The organism is Polyangium jinanense (genome assembly GCF_028435365.1).
This window is the reverse complement of sequence record NZ_JAGTJJ010000008.1, coordinates 21597-48372: the sequence shown is the minus strand read 5'-3', so window position 1 is coordinate 48372 and position 26776 is coordinate 21597. Positions and strand designations below refer to the sequence as shown.

Below are 26776 nucleotides of genomic sequence, written 5' to 3'. Positions count from 1 at the left end.
CTCGAGGACATAGTAGGGCGGCCGGACGTGTGGAAAGGCAGGCGACCGCTCACTTGGGATCCGGGATGTCCTCAGCCGCGAGGCGGAAAATCAAGTACGCGCGGAACGTGTTCGATCCCGTCGATTGAAAGGGATTCGCGATGCCGCCGGGCTGATACCACATCCAGTGCGCCTCCGGGTCGATGCTCGCCGCCTCGGGGGGCGCGGAGCCCGTGGGGCAGGTGGGAGGAAAGGAGCCGCCCGCCGCCGGATCGTTGGCTTCCCCCACCGCGAGTGAACCGATCGCGCCGGCCGTCACGGCCCCCGCGAGGTTCACCCAGCCCGCGCTCGTGGTGGTCTCGTCCCCATTGCCGCTGTTGCAAAGGGCGATTTGCTCGTTGATCTCGGGCTGCGTGGGGCCGGTTTGGCTCGCCTGCATGTTGACGCCGGTCGCGCATACCTCGAACTTTGCATCCCCGGTATACAAGGGCGCGCCGTCGCCGCGGCGGAACTGCCCGAGCACACCTTGCGTCACCGAGAGATCGTCCCACGTCACGATGTACAGGTACGCAGACGGAGGCGCGTCGGCCGCGGGCACGACGTAGGCCTCCGGTCCTTCGCCGCAATTGAAGATCTGGCCGGCCGTCTGCGCGCGCGTGCCCTGGGTGAAATGCGTGATCCCGTCGACGTTGCCGTATCCGAAGCTGTAGGCATTGTCGGCCGTGATGACCACGTCGACGTCGACCAAGGGGACACCGCCGCCGCTTCCCGTCGTGAAATTGATGCCGCCCTGTCCCCCCGCGCCGCCTTGATTCTGGCCGCCGACGCCGCCCATTCCACCCATGCCGCCGGCCGAGCCGCCCCCGGTCGCGCTGCTCGAGCTGCTCGTCGATCCGCCCTGAGCGCTCTCTGCGCTGCAAGCGAGCGCGGTGAGGCCAAGCGCCGCATGGAGGATCAAGAGTCGAACCAAAGTTTTCGGGTTGGGTAAGGTGCTCATCGGGGCGATTCTACCCCTTCATGTTCGAGGACATGGAGGGAAGTAGGGCGTGCGGAGAAGCAGCGATCAGGGAGAATGAGGTCATCATGAAGGGCACGGCCAAGCGGACGGGGAAGGTGTGGCGGCTCGAGGAAGCGAAGAGCCGGCTTGGCGAGGTCGTCGACGAGGCCAAGAAGCATGGGCCGCAGGTCATCCGGAGGCGCGGGGTCGAGGCCGCGGTCGTCTTGTCGTTCGATGATTACGTGAAGCTCGTGAAGCCCAAGGAGAGCCTGGTCGAGTTCCTTGCGAGCTCGCCGCTCGTCGGCTCGGAGATCGAGGTCGAGCGATCGGGAGCGGTTCGCCGGTCGTCTGCTTGATGTGACCGAGGACATCGCGCTCGCGTGGGGCAGGCTTCAGGGCGAGGCGGAGCGTCGTGGACAGATGCTCCCTGCCATCGACGCGCTTCTCGGGGCGACCGCGCTCGCGCATGGGCTCGTGGTCGTCACCCGGAACGAGACCGACATCGGGCGCACGGGAGTGCGCATCATCGATCCCTGGGCAGAGGACTGACCACGGGCGCACGGATCAGCCTCTGAAGGCCGGCTCTTGCCGCTGGTCCGTTCACACCATGCGCGCTAGCAACAGAGGACGTGAGCGCCCGCCTCCCGCACCCCTCCTGGCCCTCACGCCTCGTCGCGCTCCTCGCCGCCCTCGTGTGCTTCGTCTACACGGCGGGGCTCTTCGATACGCGCCTCTCCGCGCTCGACCTCGTGATGCAGGCGCCCGCGCTGCCGGCGATGCTCTCCACGCGCGACGCCGACGTGCGCGTGGCCATCGTCGACGAGCACGACAGGCCGCTGCCCGGCGCGTTCGTGCGGCTGTTCTCGATCCAGGGCGGGACCACGTACTTCGCAGGCGAGGCGCGGGCAGGGGACGATGGCGTCGCTTCGCTCGAGAGCATGCCGCGCGGGGAAGCGTGGTTTCTCGCGTATGCGGAGGGGCGCGCGCGAGGGTCGGTGCGGGTCGTGCTCGGGCCCGGAGAGCGCGTCGTGAGGCTCGTGCTCCAGCCGGCCGCGGCGATCGATGTCGTCGTCGTCGACGAGGCGGAGAAGCCGTTCCCCAGCGCGAAGATCACCGTCACGGGCGGAGATCCGCTGCCGTTCGTGGCCATGACCGGCGCGGAGGGTCGCGCGCGGATCGATCGGCTCGGGCAGGGTCCGTTTTCCGTGCGCGTGACGGCGCGCGGGTACGACGACGTCGTGCGGACGGGCGTGCTCCCGGGACCGGTTCCCGTGCGGATCAAGCTCGAACGGCTCGGCGCGATCGAGGTGTCGGTCGTGGAGTCCGACGGCAAACCCGCGCCGTATGCGCGTGTGCTTTGCGCGGGCGCGGGGCTCTGGCCGGCGCGCAGCACGATCGCGGATGCGAACGGCGTCGCGCGGATCGTCGGCCTTCGGCGCGGCGGGTACGATCTCAAGGCCGAGCTCGGCGAACGCGTGAGCGCGACGGAGCTCGGGGTCGATCTCGAACGCGCCGTGACGAAACCCGTGAAGCTCGTGCTCGGCGCGGGCCGACGCATCACGGTGAAGGTGACCGACGGCGAATCCGAGGACGCGCCGCCCGTGAAGGAAGCGAGCGTCGTGCTCGCCGAGGAAGGCCTGAGCCCCTTCCCGATCCACGGTCGTACGGATGCGAAAGGTGTGGTCGTGCTCGGCCCGATCGCGCTCGGCTACGCGACCGTCAGCGCGCGCGCCCCGGGCTTCGTGCCGCGCAGCGCCGTGCCCGTCGAGGACGACGCCACCGAGGTGCGCGTCTCGCTCCTGCGCGGCGGCGCGCTCGTCGGCGAGGTCGTCGACGATCGAGGTTTTCCCGTCGGCGGCGCGACGATCGAGGTCGTCGGCGTGGACATCGAGGGCATGCCGATCGACGAGACGAGCGCGATGGCCGAGTTCCGCGACGATCACTTCGATCTCGCGTTGCCCGGCCCGCTGCCGCTCCTGCCCATCGGCGAGCTTGGCGTGATGCCCGGCCCGATCCCCGACTTGCCGCGCGCGGGCTCCTTCGCCGCGACCTCGCTCGGCGGCGGCGGCGATCCGTGGGTCACGCGCGCCGACGGCGAGTTCCGCGCCGAACCGATCCCGCCCGGCCGCGTGCACGCGATCGTCCGGCATCCCGACTACGTCGAAGCCGAGAGCGAGACCGTCACGATCACCTCGGGCGGCGAGGCGCGCGTAAAAGTTGTGTTGCGCCAAGGTGGCTCGCTCGAAGGCCGCGTCGTTGATGCCGATCACCGACCCGTGGGCGGCGCGCGTGTCGAGATTGCCGCGGCCGTCGGCACGTTCGAGCGCGTCACCTACACCGACGACAGTGGCAGCTTTGCGTTTGCCGCCGTCCCGGACGAGGTCTTGATCAGCGTCGCGCGCCCCGAGACGCCGAGCGACGTCGCGGCGCGGCTCATCGTCGAGATCCCCGATCGCGAGCGCAAGGAGGTCGAGATCGTCCTGCCGCGCCAGCGCGACGCCGTCGTCGTGCACGTGACCGACGATCGCGGCTATGCGCTCGATCGTGTCGAGGTGCGCGCCGTCTCGCTCGACCCCGCGGTCCCGCTGCGACGCACGTTCTTCACGGACGACGATGGCGACGTGGAGATCCCCGACGCCGCGGGTTTGCCTTTGCGCTTCGTGCTCATGCGTCCGAGCAAGGCGCCGATCGTCGAGGAGGTGGAGATCGCGCCGTCGAAGCTCACGTACGAGCTCGCCGAGGGCATCACGGCGCGCGGCGAGGTCACGGGTCGTGATGGACGCGAGCGCATCGAAGGCGCCGAGGTCGTGGTCTACACGGACGCGGGCGTGCGTCGCGCGCGCAGCGATGCCGAGGGCGCGTTCGAGGTGAAGGACCTCGCGCCGGGCCGCGTGCGGATCGTCGCGTCGCATCCGGACTGGGCGCAGAACGAGAAGATCGCCACCGTCGCCGCCGCGCCGAGCCGCGAGGTGGAGGTCGGCGCGGTGGATCTCGCCGAGGCCGGCGAGGTCGAGGGCACGGTGGTCGATCCGAACGACGAACCCGTCGCGGGCGCGCGCGTGGCGGCGGGGATGGTGCCCACGTACTTGCCGCTCGGGCCGCTGCCGCGTGGTGTTGCCACGACGGATCGCGAGGGGCACTTCAAGCTTGTCGGCGTGCCCGAGGGAGATGCGACGATCGAGGCGTATTCGTCGGACCTCGGGCGTGCGTCGACGACGGTGAAGGTGCGCGCGGGAAGGAGCACGTCACGCGTGGACATCACGCTGCCGGGCGAGGGGAGCGCGAAGGGCGAGGCGAAGGGCGCCGGCAGCATCGCGCTCACGCTCGGCGAGCGGACGGAGCGCGGGTCGAAGGTGATCGTGGTCGTGATGGTGCCGCCGAACGGCGAGGCCGAGGTCGCGGGCGTGGAGCCGGGGGACCGGCTGCTCAAGGTGAACGATCACGAGGTGCGGACGATCGAGGATGCGCGGCGGCGCATTTCGGGGCCGCTCGCGGAGGATGTGGTGCTGACGCTGGCGCCGGATGGGGCAGGGGAGAAGCCGCGGAGGCTTCGGGTGCGGCGGGAGCGGGTGCGGCGGTAGCTACGCGTAAAACGCGAGGAACGCCGTCTGGCAGGCGGAGATGGTCCAGGCCGCGAAGAAGAGCCCTCGCGTCACGTTTACGTGTGCCGGCACGTGGAGCGGATGTGCATGCCGCAGGCCTTCCACGAAGCCGAGGGGACCCAGGAGAACGCCGAGCAGCGCGGCCATGCCGATGAAGATGTCGTAGTCCGCCGAGAGCTTGTGCCTCGCGGGGTCACCAACGATCGACAGGACCAGGTACTTGCCCATGAGCCCGGCCCCGAGGACCGGACCCACGGCCGTGATCCACAACGCTCCGGCGGTATCGCGGATCGAGCGACGCTCGAGCGTCGTGTAAGCGCTTCCAGCGAGCGCAGTCCCGAGCGTCAATGCCCACACGACGAGGATCACCATTGCACTGGGATCCCGAACGGCCGAGAGGCCCGCCTCAGTTCTGCACGGACTTCACGAGCACGATCTCCCGACCGTCCCCGATCTTCCACCGGAGCTGCCCTTCGCCGACGAACTGCACCTCCGCCTCGTCGCGGCCGCCCTCGTCGCGCAGGAAGCTCAGGAGCACGCGGTCGCCGCTCGCCTCCGTCACCCGGAACGAGCCGGTGCGCGGCGATTCGGCCGGGATCGTGACTGTCACCTTGCTCCCGGTGAACTCGAACGCCGTGCCTTTCACCCAGCCCATGGCCTTGGCGAGGTGCGGCTCCGGCACGTTTTCGATCGATTCTCCGAGCCATCGCCCCTGGAGCCGGTCCTTCGGCGTCTTGCCGCAACCCGACGCGAACAGGGCGACGGCCGTCAGCGCGAGGGCCGTCTTCTTGGAAAAACGCATGGGCCTCCAACCGACGAACCGAGGCCGCGATCTCCACTCGCGTGCCACGTCCGCCGGCTGGGCAGAACGTTAAGGGAGCCTGGATCCTGGGGCCAACAAATGTAGGAGATCAGGCGACAATGTGCCGACGTGAAGGTGTGCCCCCTACGTACCCGTTCGTCAGGGTCCGCCACCTTCGGCTGGACAAGGGGCCTCGACCTGGGCCAAGGCTACCGTCCGGTGGGAGCACATTTCACGCATCGAAGGCTCGGCGAGGTGGAACGTAAGCGGCTTCTCCGCGAGGTCCTGGAGCGGTCGCGCGATCGCTCCCGCGGGGCGGGCGTCGTCGTCTTCGACCTCGATGGCACGATCATGGACAACCGGCCGCGGGTCGTCGCGATCCTGCACGAGCTCGCCGAGCTCTGGCGGACGCGGCATCCGACCGAGGCCGCCGCCCTCGCCGCCGCCGGCATCAACGACGTGGTCTACGGCCTCGTCGATACGCTGCGACGCCTCGGCGTGAGCGAGCCGACGCTCCACGAAGAAGGCTTCCGCTTCTGGCGCGAGCGCTTCTTCTACGACCCGCACATCCGCCACGACATCGAGATGTCCGGCGCCCGGGACTTCGTGCGCGCTTGTTACGACGGCGGCGCGACCATCGTGTACCTGACGGGCCGCGATCTGCCGAACATGGCGCTCGGATCCTTCGCGAGCCTCCGTGATCTCGGCTTTCCGATCGGCGTCGTCGGCACCGAGCTCGTCACGAAGCCCGCCTTCGAGACGCCCGACAGCGTCTTCAAGCGCGAGGTCGCGCCGGCACTTTTGCGGCTCGGCGAGGTCATCGCCGTCTTCGACAACGAGCCGGCGAACTGTAACCTGTTCCTGGAGATTCACCCCGCGTGCACGACGGTCTTCGTGGACACCCAGTACGCCCCCGATCCGCCGCCGCTCGATCCACGCGCCCACGTGATCCACTCCTTCGAGCTCGAACCATGAAATCCGCTGTCGCGCTCGCCCTGCTCCTCCCGGCCCTCGCCGCGTGCGAGGCGCCGCCCGGCACGTCCTCTTCCTCGACGTCGACGACCGACGCCGCAAGCCCCAACGCGAGCATCCTGCCCGCGCCCCTCGCCACCGAGGCGGAAGAGGCGCCGCACGACGCCGGCGTTCCCGATGGCGGGCCCATCGGCCTCATGGCCGACCCCTCGGGCCGCCTGATCATCCCGGACGCGGGCACGCCGCCGCCGGGGGTTCTTCGTGGCGACGAGGCGATCCCCGCGGAGGCGCCGGCCATGAAGGACCTCGCGGGCGCCACGCTCGAAGCCATCTTCCGCCCGCGCAACGTCCCGCCCCCGCCCCGCGGCCCCGAAATCTCGCAGGACGGCATCAAGGCGGCCTTGGCGCTCACCGCGCCGAAGTGGAAGATCGACCTCACCGACACGGGCCGCATGCGCATCGAGTTCGCCTCGCGCGCGATGCCGCTGCCGCAGCGCTCGGAGATCCGCGCGCGCACCGATCGCTACGGCCACATCGCCCTCTGGCCCGACGCGACTGACTACCGCGTCGTCCCGCCCGGCGCGCTCCGCACCGTGCTCGGCGAGCGGCGCGTCGACGTCACGCCCCTCTCGCCCGGCGTCGTGCGTTCGGTCGGCGAGGGCAAACGGCTGCAGCTCCCGACGCGCAAGGTGGAGATCACGTCGAGCCTCGGCTCGGTGCGGCTCGAGCTCGGCAAGTCCGCGGAGATCGGCGAGGGCGGAGCGCTGCTCTGCCGCGCGCTCGTGGAGATCGTCGGCGTCGATCCGCGCACGTCGGTTTGTCAGGGCGGCGAGGTCCCGCTCGCGGCTGCGTACACGTGGCAGGACGGCGGCGGCATCGACTTCGAGATCACCACGATCACGCGCCGCACCGACATCCCGACGAACGACACGCTCGTGCCTCCGCCTGGCTCGACGTACCAGCCGAGCGGCCTTCCGGCTTCGCCTGGCGGCGTCTTCCTCACGCGCGAAGAAGTCACGGCGTTCCGTTCGTCGGCGCTCCAGCTCCCGCCGCCCACGGATCCGCTCGCGCCGGGCGAAGGGTTCGTCGCGGTGAACGCGTCCGACATGCTCGCGTACGTGCTCGTCGACGGCGTGCCCGTCGTCGCGGTCCCGCCGAACGACCAGCGCTACGTGATCGGCACGTTGCGCGGCCGCTACGTGATCCAGTGGCGCACGTTCCTCGGCGACCGCATCGGCCCGGCGAGCACGCTCGACATCCCGGCGCGTTTCACGTTCGGCGAGGTCCCCGATGCGGGAGCGCCGGATGCGGGTGGAACCTCGAACTAAAGCGTCTCGGGGCTCCGAAACACTGCAGCGATCTCCACCGGCAAACGCTTCGGCGTGAGCTCGTTGCCCACGCACGCGAGCAGCGTCTCGCCTTCGCAGAGCACGTCCGCGCCGCGCAGGATGCGATAGCTGAAGCGCACGGTCACACGCGTCACTTCGGCGCACGTGGTCTCCACGACGAGCGTCTCGTCGAAGCGCGCGGCTTTCCGGTAGCGGAGCTTTGCCTCGACGACGGGGAGGTGGATGCCCATCTCGACCCACTTTTCGTAGGAGACCCCGCGCCGGTGGAGCCAGTCGACGCGGCCGGCCTCGAAGTAGGTCAGGTAGTTCGCGTGATGCACGATGCCCATGAGGTCCGTCTCGCAAAAGCGGACGGTCAGGGTCATGCGGCTCGTCAGGTGCTCGGGGAGCGGCTCTTTTCCGGTGACCATCACGAAATTGCGCCCGCCGAGCCCTCGTCGGAGCTCTTCTTTTTCACCTTCCGCTCGAACATCCGGCGGGTCGAGATCGGCACGAGGCGTGGAATGGTCGGGTCCTGCTCGTGGGCATTCTCGAAGGCGCTGATGATGTGCGTGAGCAGCATCAGATTCACGCCATCGGCGCGATCGAGCGACCCTTGCGTCACCTTCTCTCCCGCGGGCCGCGCCGAGGCGGCCCGGGCCGTGGTCGCGAGTGTGTCGGCGGCGGCCTCGATCTTCGCGATGTAATCGTGATCCAATCGCAGGATCTCCGCGCGGATCTTCACGGGCCCGGCCGGCTCGTCGACATACTTCTTCGCGAGGGCGATGAGGGCGCCGAGCCCCCGCGCGAGGGCCGCCGGATCCTCCGCCGTCCCCACGGCCTGATTCACCTCTTCCTCGGCGGCCGCGGCATTGCCTGCGACCTTGAGCAGGATGGAATGCGCCTGATCCCGCAGCGTCAGCGCCTTCTCGAAGGCCTCCCGGAGCGCCGCGTCGCGCGTCGCGCGAGAAGCCCCCCGCGAATCTCCCCGCTCCTCGTGCTCGATGAGCATGGCATCGAGCGCGATCGCCTGATGCACGGCGACCGAGAGCAATTCCGCCGAAAAACCCCGGAGCGTCTCTTTCTGCGCGACCGTGGCCGATTCCCAGAACGAATACGCGAGCGCATAAAGCCGCCGCACGTCGGTGAGGACGCGCGATGAGGCGATGTGTTTCCCCTTGGCGACGAGCTGCGCCTCGGTGGTGCCGTCGAGCAATGCATCGAGGAGCGCGGGATCGGGCGCCCCGAGCGCGCTGGCCAGGCTGGCGAGGGTGTGTTCGGACATCGGCGGTTCTCCAGGGTACGAGGGAGGGGGTGGGGTGTAAAGAGTGCGTCAGGGCGGCGGGCGGGTTCGGGGGGCGGCGCCTTCGAGCGCCGCCGCCCCGGCCCGTGGGATCAGAGCATTACGGAGCGCGCCGTGGCGAGCGTCGGGAGTCCGGGGATCCACGTCGTGAACCCGGTGTTCGAGTCGAGGACCCGGATCACGTTCCCGCCGTCGTCCGGCTCCAGCACCATCAGGTCCGGCTTGCCATCCGGCGGCGACGACATGTCTGCCACGGGGACCGTGTGCACGCGCGATCGCTCGGGTGTCGAGTACCCCCACCAGTCGTCGGCGCCGCACCCGCTCGTCCTCCAATGGAGCTCCCCGTCATTGCCAATCGTTCGCCAGATCAGCAAGTCGGACTCGCCGTCGTCGCTCATGTCGATGCCAGGCACCGGGAGGTCCGTCACCTGCATTCCGAACTGGCACGTGTTGGGCGTGAACGAGGTCACCGCGCCGTTCGTCGCGGGGGTATCGGGCGTGAGCAGCGTCCAGCGACCTTCTCCCGGCAGAAAGAAGGCGAGCCGGTCCTGCCCGGACGCGAGCTTCATCCCGACGAGCGGCACCACCGCGGCCCGCTGCGTGGGTGTCCCCGTGGCCGCGGGGATGAAGTCGGAGGACAGCGTCTGCTGGCGCTTCACCGGAGTCGTATCGTGAGCGTCGAACCACGTCAGCACCGCCGATTCCATGTCGTACACGGCCAGATCCGGCGTGGACGCGTTGCTCAGCTTGGCCACGATCGGCACGAGCCGGACCCCGAGCCCCATCTCCTGTTCGTCCGGCGGCGTCGTGCCCGCGAGCGACCGCCAGTGGAACTTTCGGCCGTTGCGGTCCCAGACGAGCAGATCCGCGCCGGCATTGTCGACCAGGTTGTGGCCCGGCATCGGGATGTCCGAGCGCGACCCGAACTGGACGCTCCTCACAAAGCCGGTGCCGCAATTCGTCCCGGTGCAGATGTGCCATTCCGCCAGGTTGTTAGACCAGCTCACCCCGGGGCGGAACATGGCGAGGTCGGTGATTCCATCGTTGTCGTAGTCCGCAGGAACGGGGATATCACCGTGGAGCCCGAACGGGACGGTCTGGACGACGGTCGGGGTGTTCGAGAGCCAGATCTTGAACGTGCCGTTGCCGGTGGAGCCCGCCGCCGGCGGGTCCCACACGGCGAGGTCGCGGCGCCCGTCGTTGTCGAAGTCCAGGCGGTAGGTCGTATCCCGCGGCTGGGCCAGGCCGAGGTACGGCCGGTTTCCGCGGAGCGCCGGTGGCGTCCCGGTCATGCCGGCGGTGAGGTTCGTCCAGTAGTCCGGCGAGACCGGGATGTCGAAGCGCAGGTACTCCCGCACGAGCTCGACCTGCGAATCGCTCGGCACCTTGTACAATGCGCCGGTTGGTGTCGGCCCGTTCATGATGTTGTAGCCCAGGGTGGACGAATCGCCTTGGAAGTAGAACCCCGGCGGGTTCATCACCGTGTCGTCGCCATCCGCATCGCCGAGGTCGCAGCCCACGTTGCCCGACGAGTCCCAGTCGCAGTTCGTAAGTTTGTAGATGGGCTGCAAGGTCGCGAACGCTGCGTGGTTCTGGGCGTCCGCACGGCTGTGGAACAACGTATGCGGAGTGGAAAAAAACGTGCTGCCCGGCAGGTACGTGAGATCCCAGTACTTCCATCGGGGGACGTCCTGGGAGGGGTTCTCCGGATCGGTCGCCCCCGAGGCCCCGACTTCGTCTGAATGCAGGAGGCCGAGGGTATGGCCGATCTCGTGGGGGAAGGCGACCACCTCTCCGCTGCTTGTGGTTTTCTGCTGGAAGTGCACGGCAGGGCCCGCCCACGGAAAGGTCCCCGAACTGCTACTGTCGGTCGTGATGAACACGACATAGTTCGTGGGATCCCCTACGAGCGCCGCGGCTGCCGTGAGCCAGGATCTCGCGTTCTTCAGTGTGCTGTCGCTGAACGTCGTCGAGCTCAGGTTGGGGTAGATCTGCTGGAGCTCATCACGAACCTCGGCCCATGTGTATTCGACCCACTCGGGCGGGTTGTCGTTCGGGCCACTCCCCGGGGCGTAGTCGGTCGCCGGTTTGAGCAGCTTCGTGACCGTGAACGACGAGCTGGACCGGATCGTGAACTGGACGCCCGCCGGCCGCCACGTGCGGTTCGCCCGCTCCACCATGTTGAGAATTTCGTCGTAGGTCAGGTTCTCCGTCGAGCCGGAGGGCACGAGCTGCACGAACCGGAGCGGGATGATCCGCTCGACGCCGACGAACGAAAAAGCCTGTTGCGCTTCCGCGACAGCGTCGTCGGTCGGGGCGGCGCCCTCGGATTCGGGTGCTGGGGCGCATGCAACGCCCATGAGCATGCTCGCCAGGAGCAGAGGTGCGCTCCAGCGAGCGCGGGCAGGTCGGGCCATCGTGAAGCCAGTCCACATAGAGAAGTTCCTTACGGTCATGGACATGGCGAACTACACGACCCGGACGGAACGAGCAAGACAAGTGTACGTCGGATTCGTGTTGCGAGACGCAGGCTTGCCCAACGAGGCAACTCGACCCCGCGCCGCCGTTACGCACATTTGCGTTGACAGCCGAGCCCATGCGTGTCGGCCGCGCGAGGACCCACCGTCACCCGGCCGAGAGCCGTGGTCACCTCGCCAGGACGCATGGTCACCCGGCCGGGACGCATGGTCACCCGGCCGGGACCCATGGTCACCTCGCCAGGACGCATGGTCACCCGGCCGGGACCTGTGGTCACCCGGCCGGGACCCGTGGTCACCCGCCCGTCGACCCTCGCAGCGCTTCCCGGAACGCCCGCACGGCTTGGCTCTGGTTCGGCGATTCAACGAAGCTCTGGAGCAGTGCCAGGTCGAGCTCCGGCAGGAGAGCACTCCTCGTCGCCTTCTCGTACCGACCGTCCCTGAGGACGTGAACCGAGAAGCCCGCACCTCGCTCCCAGATCCACACCTCGCCCACGCCGAGGCTCCGGTAAATGTCGAGCTTGTTCAGGCCTCCGCTCGTCCACACGACCTCGATGGCCAGTTGTGGGAGGTCGCCACCCGGCACGCCGAGCGCGTAACACGCGTCCGGCTCCAGCCCTCGCCCGACGAGCGCGTTCTTCAGCGTCCAGGAGCCGTATCCGTTGAGATCGAGCCCTCGTTCATCCGCGTAGGCCTCAACGAGCCGGCAGAGCGTCTTCTTGACCCCTTCATGGTGGAAGGACGAACGCATCAGCTCGATCGTCCCGTCGAGAAACGCCATGCGCGCGCCAGCTTGATCCCCACGGTCGGCGAGCAGCCTCTCGTAGTCCTGCCACGTCATCCCGTTCAGGATCACCCGCTCATCCTCGGTCGGCTGAGGCGCCATGCAGGCAGCATAACGCGCCGTCGGATCCACCGGGAGCGCGCTCGCTTCACGTCCACCTAGGCGCCCCGCGCCGCCGGTGCTAGCTCGCGCTCCTGATGGCCACCAACGTCTCCACGATGATCGACGCCGACAGCATCGCGCAGCGTGTGCGCGAGCTCGGCGCCGAGATCACGCGCGACTACGCGGGGCGCAACCTCGTCCTCGTCTGCGTCCTCAAGGGCAGCTTCGTCTTCACCTCCGACCTCGCGCGCCACATCGATCTGCCGATGCGCGTCGAGTTCCTCGGCGTGCGCAGCTACGGCGAGGGCACCAAGTCCTCGGGCGTCGTGCAAATCACCCACGACCTCACCAAGCCCGTCGAGGGCGACGACGTCCTCATCGTCGAGGACATCGTCGACACGGGCCTGACGATCGCGCACCTGCTCGACCTGCTCCGCACGCGCAAGCCCGCGAGCGTGAAGGTCTGCGCGCTCCTGCACAAGCCCGCGCGCACGCGCATCCAGGTGCCGATCGACTACCTGGGCTTCACGATCGAAGACAAGTTCGTCGTGGGCTACGGGCTCGACTGGGCCGAGCGTTACCGCAACTTGCCGTTCATCGGTCTCGTGGAGTCGGGGTCATGAGCAAGCGCCTCGCGGTCCTGGAGAGCATGATCCAGAAGGGATCGAAGGATCCCTTCGCGTGGTACGCGCTCGCGATGGAGTACGCGGGAGCGGATCGGATCGACGACGCGCTTCGCACCTACACACAGCTCCGCGACATGGATCCGAACTACGTGCCGCAGTACCTCATGTGCGGGCAGATGCTCGTGAAGGCAGGGCGCGTGGATGCGGGGCGCGAGTGGCTCGAAGAGGGCGTCACGCGGGCGCGCGGGAAGGGCGATTCACACGCGCTTTCGGAGCTTCAGTCGGCTTTGTCGGCGCTCGACGACTGAGCCTTCGGATCGGACGACTCCCTCACCCCCGACCCCTCATTCGACGCTTGGGGGCTCCGCTCGGACGAGCCGAGCTGCGCCCCCAAACCCCCCTCTCGGGAGAGGGGAGGGGAGGCCTCGCCCTCGGGGGTGTTTTCTTCTTCGTCGTGACGAGATTGCTGCGCGCGTATCCATCGCACGCGCTCGGCGATCACCTTCTCGTAGCCGCGCTCCGTCGGCTCGTAGAAGTGCGTCCCTGCGATCTCGTCCGGCAGGTACGTCTCGCCCCACGCGACGCCGCCCTTCTCGTCGTGCGCGTAGCGATATCCCGTCCCGTATCCCTCGCGCTTCATGAGGCCTGTCACCGCGTTGCGTAGCTTCATCGGCACGGGCAGGCTGCCTCTCTCGCGCACGACCTCCTGCGCCGCCTTCCACGCCATGTTGCACGCGTTCGATTTGGGCGCGCACGCGAGGTAGAGCGCCGCCTGCGAGAGGAAGTAGATCCCCTCGGGCATCCCCACCCGCTGGAACGCCGCGTCCGCCGCGACGGCCACGTCGAGCGCGCGAGGGTCCGCGTTGCCCACGTCCTCGCTCGCGAAGATCATCATGCGCCGCAAGAGAAACAGCGGATCGTCGCCCGCCTCGAGCATGCGCATCAGCCAGTAGATCGCCGCGTCCGGATCCGATCCGCGCATCGATTTGATGAACGCGCTGATGACGTTGTAGTGCTCTTCCCCCGCCTTGTCGTAGAGCAGCGTCTTCTGCCCGCTCGTCTGCACGACGTCCTCGCGCGTGACGCGCGCGCGGCCCTCGCGCTTCGCCTCGTCGGACGCGATCTCCAGCGTCGTCAGCGCTCTGCGCGCATCGCCGCTCGCGAGCTTCGCGATCGCCTCGATCGCCTCCTCGTCCGCGCCCACCGACCCCGCGAGCCCCTCCTGCGATGCGAGCGCGCGTCGGAGAAGCTCCGTGATCCCCTTCTCGTCGAGCAGGTTCAAACGGAACACGCGACACCGCGACAAGAGCGGCGCGTTCACCGCGAACGAAGGGTTTTCCGTGGTCGCGCCGATCAGCGTGATCGTCCCGTCCTCCACGTGCGGCAAGAACGCGTCCTGCTGCGCGCGGTTGAACCGGTGGATTTCGTCGACGAACAGGATGGTCCGCTTCCCCTCGTACGCGCGTGCCTCTTTCGCCGCGGCCATCACTTGCCTGAGCTCCGGCACACCGCCGAGCACCGCGTTGAACGGGACAAACCGCGCCCGCGTCGACTCCGCCACGATCCGCGCGAGCGTCGTCTTGCCCGATCCAGGCGGCCCCCACAGGATCATCGACGGCACCCGATCCGCCGCGATCGCATGCGCGAGCAGCTTGCCCTCGCCGACGAGATGCTCTTGCCCGACGAGGTCCGAGAGCGCGCGTGGTCGCATCCGCTCGGCGAGCGGCACGAGCTCCGCGAGTTTCGGGTCACGCTTCAGCGCGGCCTCGAACAGCGTCGGGCCCGCGTCCTTGTCGCCGCCGCGAGGACTTCGCCGGGCCGTCATGTCACCGGTCCAGGAGCGCGACCACCGCGCGCTGAATGCTCGACGGATCACGCCCCACGAAGCGCACCGTCCCCGACCGATCGACCACGAACGTCGTCGGCACCTCCGACACGCCGAACGCGTCCTGAAGCCCGTGTCCGGTATCGTGCACGATCGGGAACGACACGCCGAACGCCTCGGCCCCGCGCGCGGCTTCGTCCGCGCTGTCGTCCACGCTCACGCCCACGACCACGAGCCCCTCGGCGCGTCGATCCTGATAGAGCCGTTCGAGCGCGGGCATCGTCTGCTGACACGAGCCGCACCACGACGCCCAGAAGTCGATCACGGTCACGTGCGTGCGGAGCGTGCCCGGCACATCGACCGAGCGGTCGTCGATCGCGGTCTCGTGAAACGGCGGCGACGTCGAGCCGAGCAGCGGATGGCCCATCGACGCGGGCATGGCCGGCGCGCAACCGAAGAGGCCGATCGCCCCGGCGCAAGCGAGCACGCTCGGCGTGGGAGCGATGGAACGGAGAGGACCACGCATGGGGATAATCGAACTCTAGGCCGGCTCGTCTGCGAAGGCTATCGGGCGCCGAAGATGGCCGAACCGACGCGGACGATCGTCGCGCCCTCCTCGATCGCCACGTGGAAATCGTGGGACATGCCCATCGAGAGCTCGGGCAAGAGCGCGGGCGCTTCGAGCGTGTCGCGCAGCGCGCGCAGGCGCGCGAAGTACGGGCGGACGGCCTCGGGATCGTCGAGGTAGGGCGGGATCGCCATGAGCCCGACGACGCGCAGATGCTCGGCACGCCGCGCCGCTTCGAGGAGCAGAGGAACAGCCTCGGGCGCGCATCCGGCCTTCGACGCCTCGCCGCCGACGTTCACCTCGAGCAGCACGTCGAGCTTGCGCCCGAGCGCGCCGGCGCGCTTGTCGAGCTCTGTCGCGAGCTCTTCACGGTCCACCGTGTGGATGACGGCGGCCACGCTCGCGGCTTGTTTCGCCTTGTTGCGCTGGAGCGCGCCGATGAAGTGCAGCCTGAGCTCCGGCAGGTCCGCGAGCGCTGCGGCTTTCTGGGCCAGCTCTTGCACGTAGTTCTCGCCGAAGTCGCGTTGACCTGCGTCGTACGCGGCGCGGATCGCCTCGACCGGCTTGGTCTTCGACACCGCGACGAGCCGCACCGAGCCCGGGCTCCGCCCGGCTCGGATCGCAGCTTCGTCGATGCGCGCGCGCACAGCGGCCAGGCGCGCGGGGATCGTGCACTCTTGCTCGTTCACGGGCCTCACGATACCGCGCCGCGCGCCCCTCGCGAGCGCTGCACCTGTGCCAACGGTGAGCGCGATCCGGGCGTCCGGAGACGTGCCAAGCTGTGCCGCACATGCGCCCGTTTCCTCAGTGGAAACGACGTTGGACGTCATGGCATGATGGTTGCGGCACAGCGTCCTCAGCCATGCGAAAGCTCTTCGTCCTCTTCGTCGTCACGAACCTCGCCGTCGCGGCGTGTTCCTTCAACCCGCAACCCGATCCGCCTGGAGCCACCGAGACAGGCAGCGCGGGCGCGGGCGCGTCCGACGGGGCGGGCAACGGTGGGGGCGGCGGCGCATCCGGGTCCGCGGGCGGCGTGGGTGGCTCGGGCGGCGGTTACGAGGGGGACGGCGGTCCCACCGGGTCGGGTGGCGAAGGCGGCTCCGGTGGAGCGGGCGGCGCGAATAGCTCCAGCTCCAGCGGCAGTGGCGGCGCAGGCGGCGCAGGCGGCGCAGGCGGAGAGGGCGGCGCCGGTGGTGCCGGTGGCGCAGGCGGCGAAGGTGGTGCTGGCGGCGAAGGTGGTGCCGGCGGCGGTGGCGGCGCAGGCGGCGCAGGCGGCGCAGGCGGCGCGCGCGGCAAGTAGACGAGGCGGATAGACGCCCTCACCCCCGTCCCCTCTCCGTTGCAAGAGAGGGAGACGTGCGGGGGTGAGGTGCGTCGAGGCGTGGCTAGCCGTTCCGGTTTGGCCGGGTGTACTCGTCGATCACGTTGGCGACGAGCTCGGCGAGCAGGTTGTCGCAGACGCGCAGGCGTCTGGACATCTCGCGCGCGATGTTCAGCACGAGCAGCGAGTAGGCGCGCAGGTCGCGCCGGTAGAGCGAGTCGAGGTCGTGCGCGGTGATCCGCAAGAGCCTCGAGGGCGCCACGGCGCGCACCGTCGCCGAGCGCGGCAGCACGTCGAGGATCGACATCTCGCCGAACCAATCGCCCGGGCCGAGCACGGCCACGCGCGTCTCGTGCTTGCGCTTCGACTGCTTCAAGACCTCCATCTCGCCGTCCAGCAAGACGAACATCTCGCGACCGCTGTCGCCCTCGCGGAACACCACCGAGCCGGGCGGGAGCTCGATCAGATCGAGCGAGCCCGACAGGTCTTGCAAGACCTCGTCGCCGAGCCCGCCGAACAGGCCGATCTCCCGCAGCCGCTCGCTACCCTGGAAGCCGAGTTTTACAGACATGCGCCGTACGTCACGTTGCCGATGATCACTTCTACCTGGTCGTTGCCGATCGTGATCGGCGTACAGGTCGCGCCCGAGGGACAGCTCGCTGCGTTCACGTTGCAGTACTTCAAGCACTCGCTCACGCTGCCCGTGTTGAAGCACCCGTACGTCGCCGCGCAATCGGTGTCGTCCGTGCACGCGGAGTTCTGCGTGCCGCTGCCCGCCTCGCGGCACGTCGTGTAGAGCCGCATCTGCCCCGCCGCCTCGCGTCCGAACGTGCAGCCCGTGCCCGCCGCGCAGCCGACGTTCGTCGTGGCGTTGCAGTTCTCCGAGCAGAGCGTGACGCCCGCGACCTGGCCGCCGCTGCCGTTGTTGAGCTTCACCACGCAGAGGCCGCCCGGCGCCGTGCACTGCGCGTCGGTCGAGCAGAACTCGCCGCACGTGCTGATCGTCGGCGTCGTCGCGAGGCAGATGCCGCCGGCCGCGCAGTCGTTGTCGATGTCGCAGAGCCCGCCGATCGGCACGCTGCCCGCGGGCACACACGCACGCACGTCCGTGCCGTCGATCGTGCACATCTCGCCGGCTGCACACCCGCACTGCGGCGACACGAGCTTGCAGGGCGTCTCGCCACACGCGCCGCCGCCGCCGGATCCGCTCGCGGACGACGACGACGACGAGGACGAACCCGCGCCGCTCCCCGACGAGCTCACCGCGCCGCCGCCCATGCCGCCCATGCCGCCCATGCCGCTCGCGGACGACGAGCTGTTCGACGCGGGCCCCGGCCCGCTCCACTCGCCGCCCTCGCCGCCCTCGCCGCCGCTGCCCGTACCCGAGCTGCCTTTCGCGCAGGCGCCGATCACTGATCCCACGAGCGAAACGAGCCCTATCGCCACGACCAAGCTTGTTCTCATCGTCACCTCGCGCGAACGGGAGCAGGAGGAAGATGCGAGAGAAACCTTACGCCCAAGGGGCGAAAGCATCAACGAGCGGCGAGCTCCTTCGTGAACACGATCCGTTGACGTCCCGGGCCCGCGTAGTCCTCGACCTCGGCCCTCGACCAGCCGAGGGCGTCGTGGAAGCGCACCGAGCCCTCGTTGCCGAGCGTGGTGATCGCCTTCATCAGGCGACAACCGGCCGCGTCGCAGTCGGCTTCGAACGCGGTGTAGAGCAGACGCGCGACGCCGCGGCGGCGGTAGTCGGGATGGATGCCGACGATGTGCACGTAACCGACCGGCCCTTCGGGCGCGATGAACCCGAACAGGAAGCCCACGAGCTGCTCGTCGTGCTCCACGACCCGCGCGAGCTTTCCGAGCTCGTAGAAGAAGATCGGGTGCGCGAGCGCGCTCGTGGGGCCGCCCCACCAGCGGTCGATCACGCGTACGATCTCGTCGTAGTCGGACTTCTTGAGAGGTCTCGTCGTCAGCTCCACGGCGCCTCCTGCGTGAGCCCGGCTCGGGCTGCCCCAGGGTAGCCGCTCTTGGGCTAGGGACCCCACTGCAAAAACATGCTAGCCGTAGCCCCGTGAGTCGCGACGCAATCCGCATCGCCCCCTCGATACTTTCCGCAGATTTCGGTCGCCTCGCCGAGGAGGTCCGCGCCGTCGAGGCCGCGGGCGCCGACTGGATCCACGTCGATGTCATGGACGGGCGCTTCGTGCCGAACATCACGATCGGCCCGCTCGTCGTGCAAGCGGTCCGCGCCGCGACGAAGTTGCCGATCGACGTGCACCTCATGATCGTCGAGCCCGAGCGCTACGTCGCGGATTTCGCGAAGGCCGGCGCCGACCTCATCAGCGTGCACGTGGAAGCATCGCCCCACCTGCACCGCACCCTCCAGCAAATCCGCGCCCTCGGGAAGAGGGCCGGCATCGTCTTGAACCCGCACACGTCGGAGGAGTCGATCCGCTACGTGCTCGCCGACTGCGACTTCGTGCTCGTGATGAGCGTGAACCCGGGCTTCGGCGGCCAGCGCTTCATCCCGAGCGCCTTGCCCAAGCTCGACGCGCTCCGGCGCACGATCGACGCGCAGGGCCTCGCCGTCGACCTCGAGATCGACGGCGGCGTCGCGGTCGGCACCGCGCGCGAGGTCGTCCGCGCCGGCGCGCGTGTGCTCGTGGCAGGCTCGGCCGTGTTCAACGCGGCGTCGGGCGCGGGGGACCTCTCCTTCGACGAGCGCGTCGCTCGTTACGCCAAGGCCATCCGCGCGTTGCGCGAGGACGCGGCTGCGGGCGTGGGGGCTGTGCCGTGAAGCGAGCCTGGCTCGGGGCCGTCGCCCTCGCGCTCGTCTCCGGCTGTGGCCCCTCCTCGCCGCCCTCGCGCGCTCCCGCGCCGGAACGATCCAGCCATCCGGCCCCTGCCCAGCCCAGGGAGATCAACCTGGACGACGAGTCCCCGCCCGACGCCGAGAGCACGGCGGCGGTGCAGAGGATGCTCCAGCGCGTCGCGCGTGCGCGCGGCCTACCGATCAAGCGGACCGTGCCGGGCAAGGTCCTCGATCGCGACACGATGCTCCGCCGCATCCGCGAGACGGTCGAAGAGGACACGCCGAAGGACGCGCTCGTCGCGCAGGGCGAGTTTCTCGCCGCGCTCGACGTGGTCCCTGCGGAGTACGACTTCGTCGCCGGCGCCTTGGCTCTGCTCGGCGGGCGCATCGCGGGTTTTTACGATCCGGAAGACGGCGCGATGTACCTCGCCGACGACCTCGGCGAAGCGGAGGCCGAGGAGACGCTCGCGCACGAGCTCGCCCACGCCCTCGCCGATCAGACGTTCCCGCTCGCGCCGATGGTCGAATACGCGCCGGGCGCGAGCGATCGCCTCTCGGCCGTGCATTCGGTCATCGAGGGCGACGCCACGAGCGCGATGCTCGACGTCACGCTCGGCTCGGCCTTCCAGATGACCGAAGAGCAGGTGCGATTCGCATTCGTCGCGTCGACCGCGATGTCCGACATCGGCCAGAAGACCCCGCGCGCCATCACCTCCTCGCTGATCTCGCCCTACACCGACGGCTTCGCATTCATCCAGGCATTGCGCCGCCGCGGCGATTGGCCCGCGGTCGACGAGGCCTGGCGAGCGATGCCCGAGACGACGGAGCAATTGCTACACGTCGACAAATTCCTCGCGCGCGAGCCGGCCGAGGTCGTCGCGCCGCCGGTGCTCGGCGCGCTCGCGCGGCAAGGGTATCGGGTGCTCATCGACGACGTGGTGGGCGAGCAGGGGCTCCGGATTCTGCTGGAGGACGTCGGGAGCCGCGCGCAGGCGCGGGATGGCGCGGCGGGGTGGGGCGGGGATCGATTCATGGTGGCGGCGCGCGAGGAGGGCGCAAAGCGGCTCTTCGTCGTGGCGTTCCGGCTCCGCATGGATACGGCGGCGGACGTGGCCGAGGTCGCGGAGCTTTTCGCGCGCAAGTATGGGAAAGGTTGCCGGGAGCGGGATACGCTCGGCCCTGTCGTCTGGGAGGCGCGGGGTCGGGATATCGCGTTCGTCGCGGGACCTTACGAGAGGGATGGGGGACGACCGCGGACGCGGGGGCAATGCGCCGATGCGGTCACTTGGCTGGGGGAGGTTTGGCAGGCCGCACCACCGAATGGCGAGGCGGGCAGGGCCCGCGCGGGACGATGACGACGAAGACGCGGACGATCCTCGACGAGATTGGCCATACCCCCATCGTGCCGCTCAAGCGTATCGGCAAGGGCCTTCCCGTGCCGGTGTACGTCAAATGCGAGCACCTGAATCCCGGCGGCAGCATCAAGGACCGCATCGCGCGGGCCATCGTGGAGGACGCCGAAAAGCGCGGCCAGCTCAAGCCCGGCGCGACCCTCGTCGAGGCCACGGCCGGCAATACGGGCATGGGCCTCGCGCTCATGGCGGCGGTCCGCGGCTACGAGCTCGTCTGCGTGATGCCCGAGAAAATGAGCGTCGACAAACGCGCCGCGCTCTCCTCGCTCGGGGCGCGCCTCCACATCACACCGAACGATCCCCCGGATAGCCCCGACAATTTCCGCAACGTGGCCGAGCGCCTCGCGAAGACGGAGGGCTGGTTCTTGACCGACCAGTTCCGGAACCCGGCGAACATCCGGGCGCACGAGGAGACCACGGGCCCCGAGATCCTGGTTTCGATGGGCCGCAAGATCGGCGCATTCGTGGCCGGCGCGGGCACGGGTGGCACGATCACGGGCGTCGGCCGGTATTTGAAGCGCCTCGCCCCGGGTGTACGAATCGTCCTCGCCGACCCGCGCGGCTCGGTGTTGGCGCATTGGGTGGAGACCGGCGAAATCGGCCCCGACGGGCCCTACCGCATGGAGGGCATCGGCGCGAGCCGGCCGCCGGAATTGCTCGACCGCACGGTCGTCGACGAGGCGATCACCGTCAGCGACGAGGACGCATTTCTCATGACGCGTCGATTGATCCGCGAGGAAGGTCTCTTCGTGGGCGGCTCCTCGGGCGCCGCCGTGGTCGCGGCGCTCCGCGTGGCGGCGAGCGGCGACCTCCAGGGCCCGGTGGTCGCGATCCTGGCCGATAGCTGGGATCGTTATTTCACCCGCGAATGGCTCCGCTAGCCTAGCGAGCGCGGCGGCTACGGACAGACGCCTGGCGCGCCGGGCAGGATGCGGATGTCGTCGATGTTCCAGCTCGAGCACGTCAGCGCGCCCTGCGACATCACCTGATACCCCCAGCGGACGCGGAACTGACCATTGCCGGCGGCCTGTGCAGAGATGTCGTACTGGAATCTCGTCCACACCGCGTCCCTTGCCTTGGGTTCCGCCCCGTTCGCGGGTACGCCGTAGATCTGGACCCACGTGCTGCCGTTGAAGACCTCGATCGTCGAATTCATGTACGGCGGAGAATCGCTGTTGAGGTAGCGCCAGAATTCGAGGGTCACGGCGCCGGAGGCCCCGCTCATGTCGATGGCGGGGCTCGTCATGACATACGGACCCTGGACGACGCCGGCGAGGTTCCCACCGATGAGCACGCCTGCCAACCCGTTGTCCGCGGTGGGGGTATGATCGGTCGTCGGATCCGGGTTCACGATTGGCGGCGGTGGAATCGTCGGATTCGAGATCGCCGGCCCGATCTGCCAGTTGGGTCCGAGTACCCAGCCCTTGCTGTTGTCGGTAAACACCTCGCGGAAGTACACGACGGGGGTGAACACGCAGCCCGTGGCAGGGTTACATGTGTCACTCGTGCAGGCATTGCCGTCGTTGCAGGGGATCTGCGTGTGCATGACGCCAGTCATCGGATCACACGCGTCGTTCGTGCACGCATTCCCGTCCTCGACGTTCACCGGGACGTGAAGGACACCGGTCGCCGGATTGCAGGAATCGGTCGTGCAAGCATTGCCATCATCGATCTCGACCGCCGCGTGGCTGACCCCGGAGGCCGGATTGCAGGAATCGGTCGTGCAGGCATTGCCGTCATCGATGTCGATCGGCGTGTGTTCGACGCCGGAGGCCGGATCGCAGAAATCCACGGTGCACACATTGTCGTCGTCGACGTCCACCTCCATGTGCATGACGCCGGAAGCCGGATCGCAGGCGTCGATCGTGCAGGCGTCGCCATCGTTGATGTCGACCGGCGTGTGACTGATACCGGTCAATGGATGGCAGGCGTCGATCGTGCAGGCGTCGCCGTCGTCCGTGCCAATCGGAACGTGGTTCGGGCCGATCGTCGGCTCGCAGGAGTCCGCGGTGCAAGCGTCGTCATCGTCGATGTTCACCGGTTCGCGCGTGCAGGTGCCGCCGTCGCATTCGTCCACCGTGCACGCATTGCTGTCGTCGCAGTCGAGATTCGCCATGCATTCGGGGGCGCCGCCGGTCCCGCCGGTCCCGCCCGAGGCCGCAGTGCCGCCGTTGCCATTTCCTTCGGCGCCGCCGTTGCCGCCCGCGTGTGTCGGGTTGCCCGGATCATCTCGAACGGTGGGCTCCTCGTCGCCATTGCAGCTCGCCACGAGCGCTACGGAAACAAGCCCCGGTAGCAGGAATCGCCAGCGGGTGCGCGTGTGCAGGGGATCGGTGCTCATCTTGCCTCGTTTCGCAGCGGTAGTCGTTCCGCGTCCGCAAACACGGCCTCGATGCAATGGGCCCGGCGGACGTCGGCGTCCGGGAGACGCACGCCGTCGAATCGGGCCCGGTCGAGCGTGGTTTTCACGAAGACCGCGCGCGGGCCTGACGCGCTCCGGAGCTCCGCCTCTTCCATTTTGACCCGGGTGAAATTACTTTGCACGAGCTGCGCGGTGAGCTCCGGCGGTGCCCTTGTGAATGGTTCGCTCATGGCGTGGCCCTCCCGTGGGGCCGATTCATGGGTAGAAAATGATCTTGGCGTCAAGCCCCTTCGCCGACGAACTTCGCGAGCAAATCGCAGAGGCCATAAAGGTGCGCGCACCGGCGACCATTCCGGATGGCCCCCGGTGCCGTTGAAAAATCTGCGCAGCGTTTTTCACGAATTGCGGCCCGGAGGCGCCGGAGGACAGAGCGGGCTGTCCACGCGCCTCCACCGCCGAGCCGGATGCGCCTGGGCCTTCGCTGGTGCAAGCGCGATGGGCTCGTGGTAGTTCTGCCTCACCGAGGTGCGCAGCCAGGTCGGGGAGGACCTCGACCTGACCGATCCGGAGAGGGAGACTCCGGTGGGATCCTTGAAATCTCGTCCCGTGAAGAAAGGATCGGCGAGCGCCCGCTTCCGGACGACATGGAGGTGCAGGCGTACCAGGCCGGCCGTTCCAGGCAGCAGGAAGGGCCCGTCGAGCCCGTCGAGCCCGTCGCGCCACCCCCTGGCGAGCCCGCAGAGCTAGACGTTCCGCATGCCAAGAAGCGTCGCCGGCATGCCCGCGGGAGGTCGACCTCGGCAGCGACGTTGACAAACGCCGAGGGAGGTGGCAGAAAACGCAGTCGATATACGTATTTGGAGGAGTGGCCGAGTGGTCGAAGGCAGCGGTTTTGAAAACCGCCGTACCCGGAAGGGTACCAGGGGTTCGAATCCCTTCTCCTCCGCTGAAATCCCTGAGGATTTCGATCCTGGGCCCGGTGAGCCCTCGAGCAGCCACCGAGCCCCATTCACTCACCATTCACACGGCTACGCCGACCGCCGGGTGAACACCTTAACTGCCTCCTTTTTCAGGTTGTCGTTGGTGTGTGCGTAGCGCTGGGTCACCGAGAGGTGCAGGTGGCCGGCGAGCTGCTGCACCGTCGGCGCTGAGGCGCCGCCCTTGAAGCACTCCGTGATGAAGAAGTGCCGCAGGCCGTGCAGCCGGGTGGCCGGCACCTGCGCCCTCTCCAGAGCGCGCTTGAAGGCCCCGCGCAGACCGCTTTCCGTCCAGGGTGTTCCCTTGCGGGAAGGGGCCACCGGATCGGTCGGCTTGTGCTGCTTTTTGCTCGCCTCGACGAGCAGCTCCTTCAGCACGGGCGCGATCGGGATGCCCCTCTCGTGCCCGGACTTCGGCGCCACCACCTCGCCATGGGTAATGGTTTGCCGGACAATGAGCATGTCCGAGTCGAGGTTCACATCCAGCCATCGGAGACCGCGTACCTCGCCGGCCCGGAGGCCGGCATAGGCGGCGAGCCCGATAGCGACACGGACATGGGGGTCGGCCGCAGCAACCACAGCGTCGATCAGCTCGGGCGACGGCGGCTCGTACACCTTTGACTTCACCCGATTCAGCTTCGGGAAGTCTGGCTTCTTGTCGTGGTGACCGAGCTCGACCGCATTGCCGATGATCGTGCGCAGCGGAATGACGATATTGTTTCTCGTCGAGGCCGAGAGCTCCTCTCGCGCGAGCTCCAGGTCGAACGCCGTCACCGCCGCCCTGTCGATCTTGCTGAGCGGCCACGAGCCGAAGCGAGGCAGGAGGTACGCGTCGACGTTCTTCATGTACCCGATGTGCGTCGACGGCTTGAGCTTCTGCGCGAGCGTGGTCTTGTAGAGCTCGACGGCCTCGCAGAAGGTCATCTCCGGCTTCGGCGGCGTGTGCTCTCCCTCCGGCGCCTGGTCGGGGAGGTACCCCTTCTCCGCGATGGTGGCGAGCAGCCGCCGCTCTTCCTTTCGCGCGCCGTCGGCGGTCTGCAGGAGGGCATTCCTGAAGTACCGCTTCTTCTGGCCGGTGCGCGTGTCCTTGTACGTGATGTCAATGATCCAGGGGCGCCCAGGGCGCCGCGGGTCTCGTCGCACGGTCATGCCGGTCAACTCCTCTCCGGCCGGACCGCGTGCTTGGGACGTGCTGAAGAAGTAGCACAACTGTAGCCGCTCTTCTTATCCCCGCTCTCGATGTCCGCGTGCCACGCGGCGCTGAACTGCACGCGCCAGAGGCGACCGAACTTGCGGGCACGGACGCCGTCGATGTTCGACTCGATCCCGCCGTCAGGCGCGCGAACGGCATGGCGCTCGATGCTCCGGCGAAGCGCGTCAGCGGACATGCCGAGGAACTCGGCCGCGGTCCTGATCGAGCCCCAGCCGCGCGGGCTCTGGGGCTCTGGCGTAGACGACGTCTTACTCACGTCGACCTCCGAGAGGGCCGCGCGTCGTCTGTGCCCTTGAGTTTCGCCTGGATGTTCGGGGAGGCGAGGCCGGCGCGAACGAGCGCGATCGTCCCACGCCGAACCCCGAGGCCCGCGAGCGCCCGGCCCAGCGCCTGGCGCGAGACGTTGAGCTCGGCCACGAGAACGCGTTCTCCGAACTTCTCGATCAACGCGTGCAGCGCACGCCGTTCCTCCGCCGACAGGGCGAAGTCCCTTGCCGCATCATTCATGGGCGAAGGCGTAAGCCCCGACCGCAGATCGCTCCACGGCACGGTGTCCCGGAGGGCATCGTGTCGAATTCCGAGACGCTCGCGTCCTCGATGACGCAGTCGCCGCGTGCCTCAGGGCCGCGCGGCCCCGTCGTTCAGTCCTCGTGAACCTCTCGCATCCACCTTTTCGTCGGCTTGGACGCGCGCTTGTTCGCGAGACCCATCCGGCGGCGCTCTCGATCGATCGCGTCGCCGATCGTCATGCCCCGGTTGAACGAGAAGTCTTCTCCCTTGTGCATCAGCAGGCTGATGATGGCGAGCTCTCGATCGTTGAGCTTCCGGCCGTAGGGAAGCCCCGCGAAGACGTTCGGCCCGCGGACATTCACGCTCTTGACGAGCGCCTGCCGCTTGTCGATGGGGCGCGGGAACTCGCCCACCTTCTCCTTGAGCCCTTCGAGGAGCCGACGGTGCCGCTTCAGCAGCTTGTGCAGCTCGTGCGCGTAGTAGATGCCGTGGTCGCGGCGGCCCGCGTCGAGGCCGTGGCTGTCGAAGAAGTCGAGGGCCGCTGACGCCGCCTTGCCGAGCGCGTTCATCACGCGCCAGGCGTCGGTCTCGATCTGCGAGCGCGCGAGTTCCGGCTCGTGCCAGCGGAGCGGATGCTGGCTCCAGGGATGGCCGAACAGCTTCTCGTACTCCTCGGCGCACGCCGGGATGAGCTTCTCGAGGAGAGCCGCCTTCGTGGAGAAGGTCTCCGTCCTGCGCTTCGTCGTGATGCGTTTCGTCGTGCCGCGCTTCGGCTTCATCGTCGTCAGGCCCGAAGTGTAC

Annotated in this window: 30 protein-coding genes and 1 tRNA gene; 12 read left to right on the top strand and 19 right to left on the bottom strand. The window is 68.6% G+C overall.

The features are described from left to right. Window positions 1-49: 49 nt before the first annotated feature. Entirely contained in the window at window positions 50-976 is a 927-nt protein-coding gene (locus KEG57_RS18240) for a hypothetical protein (RefSeq protein ID WP_272458668.1), read from the bottom strand. Window positions 977-1062: 86 nt separating this feature from the next. Between KEG57_RS18240 and KEG57_RS18235 the strand changes: the two genes are divergently transcribed. The 3 genes from KEG57_RS18235 to KEG57_RS18225 all read left to right on the top strand — a co-directional run bounded on the left by KEG57_RS18235 (window position 1063) and on the right by KEG57_RS18225 (window position 4557). Next, complete coding sequence (locus KEG57_RS18235; RefSeq protein WP_272421488.1) at window positions 1063-1332, top strand: type II toxin-antitoxin system Phd/YefM family antitoxin; 270 nt, start codon at window positions 1063-1065, stop codon at window positions 1330-1332. Further along, window positions 1259-1525, top strand: coding sequence for a PIN domain-containing protein (locus tag KEG57_RS18230; protein WP_276073271.1), 267 nt, complete (start codon window positions 1259-1261; stop codon window positions 1523-1525). The genes KEG57_RS18235 and KEG57_RS18230 overlap by 74 nt, the downstream gene beginning before the upstream one ends. A gap of 80 nt (window positions 1526-1605) precedes the next feature. After that, window positions 1606-4557, top strand: a complete 2952-nt coding sequence (locus KEG57_RS18225; protein ID WP_272421486.1) for a carboxypeptidase regulatory-like domain-containing protein — start codon at window positions 1606-1608, stop codon at window positions 4555-4557. Here KEG57_RS18225 and KEG57_RS18220 read toward each other — a convergent pair whose 3' ends face one another. Together KEG57_RS18220 and KEG57_RS18215 are read right to left on the bottom strand one after the other, a co-directional pair. Continuing rightward, a complete protein-coding gene (locus KEG57_RS18220; RefSeq protein WP_272421485.1) occupies window positions 4558-4950 on the bottom strand; it encodes a hypothetical protein in 393 nt (130 codons plus the stop codon). Window positions 4951-4984: 34 nt separating this feature from the next. Next, window positions 4985-5380: a hypothetical protein gene (locus tag KEG57_RS18215; protein WP_272421484.1), complete on the bottom strand. Its 396-nt coding sequence runs from the start codon at window positions 5378-5380 to the stop codon at window positions 4985-4987. A gap of 255 nt (window positions 5381-5635) precedes the next feature. Between KEG57_RS18215 and KEG57_RS18210 the strand changes: the two genes are divergently transcribed. Both KEG57_RS18210 and KEG57_RS18205 read left to right on the top strand, forming a co-directional pair. Then, window positions 5636-6355, top strand: coding sequence for an HAD family hydrolase (locus KEG57_RS18210; protein ID WP_272458667.1), 720 nt, complete (start codon window positions 5636-5638; stop codon window positions 6353-6355). Beyond that, the gene (locus KEG57_RS18205; RefSeq protein ID WP_272421482.1) at window positions 6352-7680 is read left to right on the top strand and encodes a hypothetical protein; all 1329 of its coding nucleotides are present in this window, start codon (window positions 6352-6354) and stop codon (window positions 7678-7680) included. The genes KEG57_RS18210 and KEG57_RS18205 overlap by 4 nt, the downstream gene beginning before the upstream one ends. Here the strand turns inward: KEG57_RS18205 and KEG57_RS18200 are convergent. The 4 genes from KEG57_RS18200 to KEG57_RS18185 form a co-directional block, all read right to left on the bottom strand. Then, window positions 7677-8111, bottom strand: coding sequence for an acyl-CoA thioesterase (locus KEG57_RS18200; RefSeq protein WP_272421481.1), 435 nt, complete (start codon window positions 8109-8111; stop codon window positions 7677-7679). The two genes, KEG57_RS18205 and KEG57_RS18200, sit on opposite strands and share 4 nt — an antisense overlap. After that, complete coding sequence (locus tag KEG57_RS18195; protein ID WP_272421480.1) at window positions 8111-8965, bottom strand: hypothetical protein; 855 nt, start codon at window positions 8963-8965, stop codon at window positions 8111-8113. The genes KEG57_RS18200 and KEG57_RS18195 overlap by 1 nt, the downstream gene beginning before the upstream one ends. Window positions 8966-9075: 110 nt before the next feature. Next, window positions 9076-11343, bottom strand: a complete 2268-nt coding sequence (locus KEG57_RS18190) for an FG-GAP repeat domain-containing protein (protein WP_272458666.1) — start codon at window positions 11341-11343, stop codon at window positions 9076-9078. Window positions 11344-11755: 412 nt separating this feature from the next. Then, window positions 11756-12346, bottom strand: coding sequence for a Uma2 family endonuclease (locus KEG57_RS18185; protein ID WP_272421478.1), 591 nt, complete (start codon window positions 12344-12346; stop codon window positions 11756-11758). A gap of 95 nt (window positions 12347-12441) precedes the next feature. On the opposite strand from KEG57_RS18185, the gene hpt reads away from it, so the two are divergent. Further along, the gene (gene hpt, locus KEG57_RS18180; protein ID WP_272421477.1) at window positions 12442-12969 is read left to right on the top strand and encodes a hypoxanthine phosphoribosyltransferase; all 528 of its coding nucleotides are present in this window, start codon (window positions 12442-12444) and stop codon (window positions 12967-12969) included. After that, window positions 12966-13280: a tetratricopeptide repeat protein gene (locus KEG57_RS18175; protein WP_272421476.1), complete on the top strand. Its 315-nt coding sequence runs from the start codon at window positions 12966-12968 to the stop codon at window positions 13278-13280. Before hpt ends, KEG57_RS18175 begins: the two co-directional genes overlap by 4 nt. On the opposite strand, the gene KEG57_RS18170 is transcribed toward KEG57_RS18175, so the two are convergent. The 3 genes from KEG57_RS18170 to KEG57_RS18160 are packed head-to-tail and all read right to left on the bottom strand — an operon-like array spanning window position 13250 to window position 16054. After that, window positions 13250-14797 carry a replication-associated recombination protein A gene (locus KEG57_RS18170; protein WP_272421475.1) on the bottom strand — a complete coding sequence of 516 codons (1548 nt, stop codon included), beginning with the start codon at window positions 14795-14797 and terminating at the stop codon, window positions 13250-13252. The two genes, KEG57_RS18175 and KEG57_RS18170, sit on opposite strands and share 31 nt — an antisense overlap. Window position 14798: 1 nt before the next feature. Continuing rightward, complete coding sequence (locus KEG57_RS18165) at window positions 14799-15323, bottom strand: TlpA family protein disulfide reductase (RefSeq protein ID WP_272421474.1); 525 nt, start codon at window positions 15321-15323, stop codon at window positions 14799-14801. A 38-nt stretch (window positions 15324-15361) separates the two neighbouring features. Continuing rightward, on the bottom strand, window positions 15362-16054 hold the full coding sequence (locus KEG57_RS18160) for a YggS family pyridoxal phosphate-dependent enzyme (RefSeq protein WP_272421473.1): 693 nt from the start codon (window positions 16052-16054) through the stop codon (window positions 15362-15364). 173 nt (window positions 16055-16227) lie between these two features. On the opposite strand from KEG57_RS18160, the gene KEG57_RS18155 reads away from it, so the two are divergent. Continuing rightward, entirely contained in the window at window positions 16228-16665 is a 438-nt protein-coding gene (locus KEG57_RS18155; RefSeq protein ID WP_272421472.1) for a hypothetical protein, read from the top strand. An 85-nt stretch (window positions 16666-16750) separates the two neighbouring features. Here the strand turns inward: KEG57_RS18155 and KEG57_RS18150 are convergent, their stop codons facing one another. The 3 genes from KEG57_RS18150 to KEG57_RS18140 form a co-directional block, all read right to left on the bottom strand. After that, a complete protein-coding gene (locus KEG57_RS18150) occupies window positions 16751-17257 on the bottom strand; it encodes a cyclic nucleotide-binding domain-containing protein (protein ID WP_272421471.1) in 507 nt (168 codons plus the stop codon). Beyond that, on the bottom strand, window positions 17248-18150 hold the full coding sequence (locus KEG57_RS18145; RefSeq protein ID WP_272421470.1) for a hypothetical protein: 903 nt from the start codon (window positions 18148-18150) through the stop codon (window positions 17248-17250). The genes KEG57_RS18150 and KEG57_RS18145 overlap by 10 nt, the downstream gene beginning before the upstream one ends. A 68-nt stretch (window positions 18151-18218) precedes the next feature. Beyond that, window positions 18219-18668 (bottom strand): GNAT family N-acetyltransferase, encoded by a 450-nt coding sequence (locus KEG57_RS18140; RefSeq protein WP_272421469.1) that lies wholly within the window; start codon window positions 18666-18668, stop codon window positions 18219-18221. Between the two features lie 92 nt (window positions 18669-18760). On the opposite strand from KEG57_RS18140, the gene rpe reads away from it, so the two are divergent. Genes rpe through KEG57_RS18125 form a run of 3 tightly spaced genes read left to right on the top strand, consistent with a single transcriptional unit; the run spans window position 18761 to window position 21794 of the window. Continuing rightward, the gene (gene rpe, locus KEG57_RS18135; protein ID WP_272421468.1) at window positions 18761-19486 is read left to right on the top strand and encodes a ribulose-phosphate 3-epimerase; all 726 of its coding nucleotides are present in this window, start codon (window positions 18761-18763) and stop codon (window positions 19484-19486) included. After that, window positions 19483-20856 (top strand): hypothetical protein, encoded by a 1374-nt coding sequence (locus KEG57_RS18130; protein ID WP_272421467.1) that lies wholly within the window; start codon window positions 19483-19485, stop codon window positions 20854-20856. Before rpe ends, KEG57_RS18130 begins: the two co-directional genes overlap by 4 nt. Next, a complete protein-coding gene (locus KEG57_RS18125) occupies window positions 20853-21794 on the top strand; it encodes a PLP-dependent cysteine synthase family protein (RefSeq protein WP_272421466.1) in 942 nt (313 codons plus the stop codon). The genes KEG57_RS18130 and KEG57_RS18125 overlap by 4 nt, the downstream gene beginning before the upstream one ends. Before the next feature lie 17 nt (window positions 21795-21811). Here the strand turns inward: KEG57_RS18125 and KEG57_RS18120 are convergent, their stop codons facing one another. Together KEG57_RS18120 and KEG57_RS18115 are read right to left on the bottom strand one after the other, a co-directional pair. Next, window positions 21812-23254: a hypothetical protein gene (locus tag KEG57_RS18120; protein WP_272421465.1), complete on the bottom strand. Its 1443-nt coding sequence runs from the start codon at window positions 23252-23254 to the stop codon at window positions 21812-21814. Then, window positions 23251-23505: a pentapeptide repeat-containing protein gene (locus KEG57_RS18115; protein WP_272421464.1), complete on the bottom strand. Its 255-nt coding sequence runs from the start codon at window positions 23503-23505 to the stop codon at window positions 23251-23253. Before KEG57_RS18115 ends, KEG57_RS18120 begins: the two co-directional genes overlap by 4 nt. 629 nt (window positions 23506-24134) lie before the next feature. Here KEG57_RS18115 and KEG57_RS18110 point away from each other — a divergent pair. Then, window positions 24135-24221, top strand: a tRNA-Ser gene (locus KEG57_RS18110). Between the two features lie 82 nt (window positions 24222-24303). Here the strand turns inward: KEG57_RS18110 and KEG57_RS18105 are convergent. The 4 genes from KEG57_RS18105 to KEG57_RS18090 all read right to left on the bottom strand — a co-directional run bounded on the left by KEG57_RS18105 (window position 24304) and on the right by KEG57_RS18090 (window position 26754). Beyond that, window positions 24304-25401, bottom strand: coding sequence for a tyrosine-type recombinase/integrase (locus KEG57_RS18105; RefSeq protein ID WP_272458665.1), 1098 nt, complete (start codon window positions 25399-25401; stop codon window positions 24304-24306). A gap of 5 nt (window positions 25402-25406) precedes the next feature. Continuing rightward, window positions 25407-25721 (bottom strand): hypothetical protein, encoded by a 315-nt coding sequence (locus KEG57_RS18100; protein WP_272458664.1) that lies wholly within the window; start codon window positions 25719-25721, stop codon window positions 25407-25409. After that, window positions 25718-25972 carry a hypothetical protein gene (locus tag KEG57_RS18095; protein WP_272458663.1) on the bottom strand — a complete coding sequence of 85 codons (255 nt, stop codon included), beginning with the start codon at window positions 25970-25972 and terminating at the stop codon, window positions 25718-25720. Before KEG57_RS18095 ends, KEG57_RS18100 begins: the two co-directional genes overlap by 4 nt. Window positions 25973-26106: 134 nt before the next feature. Then, complete coding sequence (locus tag KEG57_RS18090) at window positions 26107-26754, bottom strand: hypothetical protein (RefSeq protein WP_272458662.1); 648 nt, start codon at window positions 26752-26754, stop codon at window positions 26107-26109. Window positions 26755-26776 lie beyond the last annotated feature (22 nt).

Coding starts and splice junctions, on each gene's coding strand:
- KEG57_RS18240 (WP_272458668.1), bottom strand. CDS start 976: ATGAGCACCTTACCCAACCCGAAAACTTTGGTTCGACTCTTGATCCTC.
- KEG57_RS18235 (WP_272421488.1), top strand. CDS start 1,063: ATGAAGGGCACGGCCAAGCGGACGGGGAAGGTGTGGCGGCTCGAGGAA.
- KEG57_RS18220 (WP_272421485.1), bottom strand. CDS start 4,950: ATGGTGATCCTCGTCGTGTGGGCATTGACGCTCGGGACTGCGCTCGCT.
- KEG57_RS18215 (WP_272421484.1), bottom strand. CDS start 5,380: ATGCGTTTTTCCAAGAAGACGGCCCTCGCGCTGACGGCCGTCGCCCTG.
- KEG57_RS18205 (WP_272421482.1), top strand. CDS start 6,352: ATGAAATCCGCTGTCGCGCTCGCCCTGCTCCTCCCGGCCCTCGCCGCG.
- KEG57_RS18200 (WP_272421481.1), bottom strand. CDS start 8,111: ATGGTCACCGGAAAAGAGCCGCTCCCCGAGCACCTGACGAGCCGCATG.
- KEG57_RS18195 (WP_272421480.1), bottom strand. CDS start 8,965: ATGTCCGAACACACCCTCGCCAGCCTGGCCAGCGCGCTCGGGGCGCCC.
- KEG57_RS18190 (WP_272458666.1), bottom strand. CDS start 11,343: ATGGGCGTTGCATGCGCCCCAGCACCCGAATCCGAGGGCGCCGCCCCG.
- KEG57_RS18185 (WP_272421478.1), bottom strand. CDS start 12,346: ATGGCGCCTCAGCCGACCGAGGATGAGCGGGTGATCCTGAACGGGATG.
- hpt (WP_272421477.1), top strand. CDS start 12,442: ATGGCCACCAACGTCTCCACGATGATCGACGCCGACAGCATCGCGCAG.
- KEG57_RS18175 (WP_272421476.1), top strand. CDS start 12,966: ATGAGCAAGCGCCTCGCGGTCCTGGAGAGCATGATCCAGAAGGGATCG.
- KEG57_RS18170 (WP_272421475.1), bottom strand. CDS start 14,797: ATGACGGCCCGGCGAAGTCCTCGCGGCGGCGACAAGGACGCGGGCCCG.
- KEG57_RS18165 (WP_272421474.1), bottom strand. CDS start 15,323: ATGCGTGGTCCTCTCCGTTCCATCGCTCCCACGCCGAGCGTGCTCGCT.
- KEG57_RS18155 (WP_272421472.1), top strand. CDS start 16,228: ATGCGAAAGCTCTTCGTCCTCTTCGTCGTCACGAACCTCGCCGTCGCG.
- KEG57_RS18150 (WP_272421471.1), bottom strand. CDS start 17,257: ATGTCTGTAAAACTCGGCTTCCAGGGTAGCGAGCGGCTGCGGGAGATC.
- KEG57_RS18145 (WP_272421470.1), bottom strand. CDS start 18,150: ATGAGAACAAGCTTGGTCGTGGCGATAGGGCTCGTTTCGCTCGTGGGA.
- KEG57_RS18125 (WP_272421466.1), top strand. CDS start 20,853: ATGACGACGAAGACGCGGACGATCCTCGACGAGATTGGCCATACCCCC.
- KEG57_RS18120 (WP_272421465.1), bottom strand. CDS start 23,254: ATGAGCACCGATCCCCTGCACACGCGCACCCGCTGGCGATTCCTGCTA.
- KEG57_RS18115 (WP_272421464.1), bottom strand. CDS start 23,505: ATGAGCGAACCATTCACAAGGGCACCGCCGGAGCTCACCGCGCAGCTC.
- KEG57_RS18105 (WP_272458665.1), bottom strand. CDS start 25,401: ATGACCGTGCGACGAGACCCGCGGCGCCCTGGGCGCCCCTGGATCATT.
- KEG57_RS18095 (WP_272458663.1), bottom strand. CDS start 25,972: ATGAATGATGCGGCAAGGGACTTCGCCCTGTCGGCGGAGGAACGGCGT.
- KEG57_RS18090 (WP_272458662.1), bottom strand. CDS start 26,754: ATGAAGCCGAAGCGCGGCACGACGAAACGCATCACGACGAAGCGCAGG.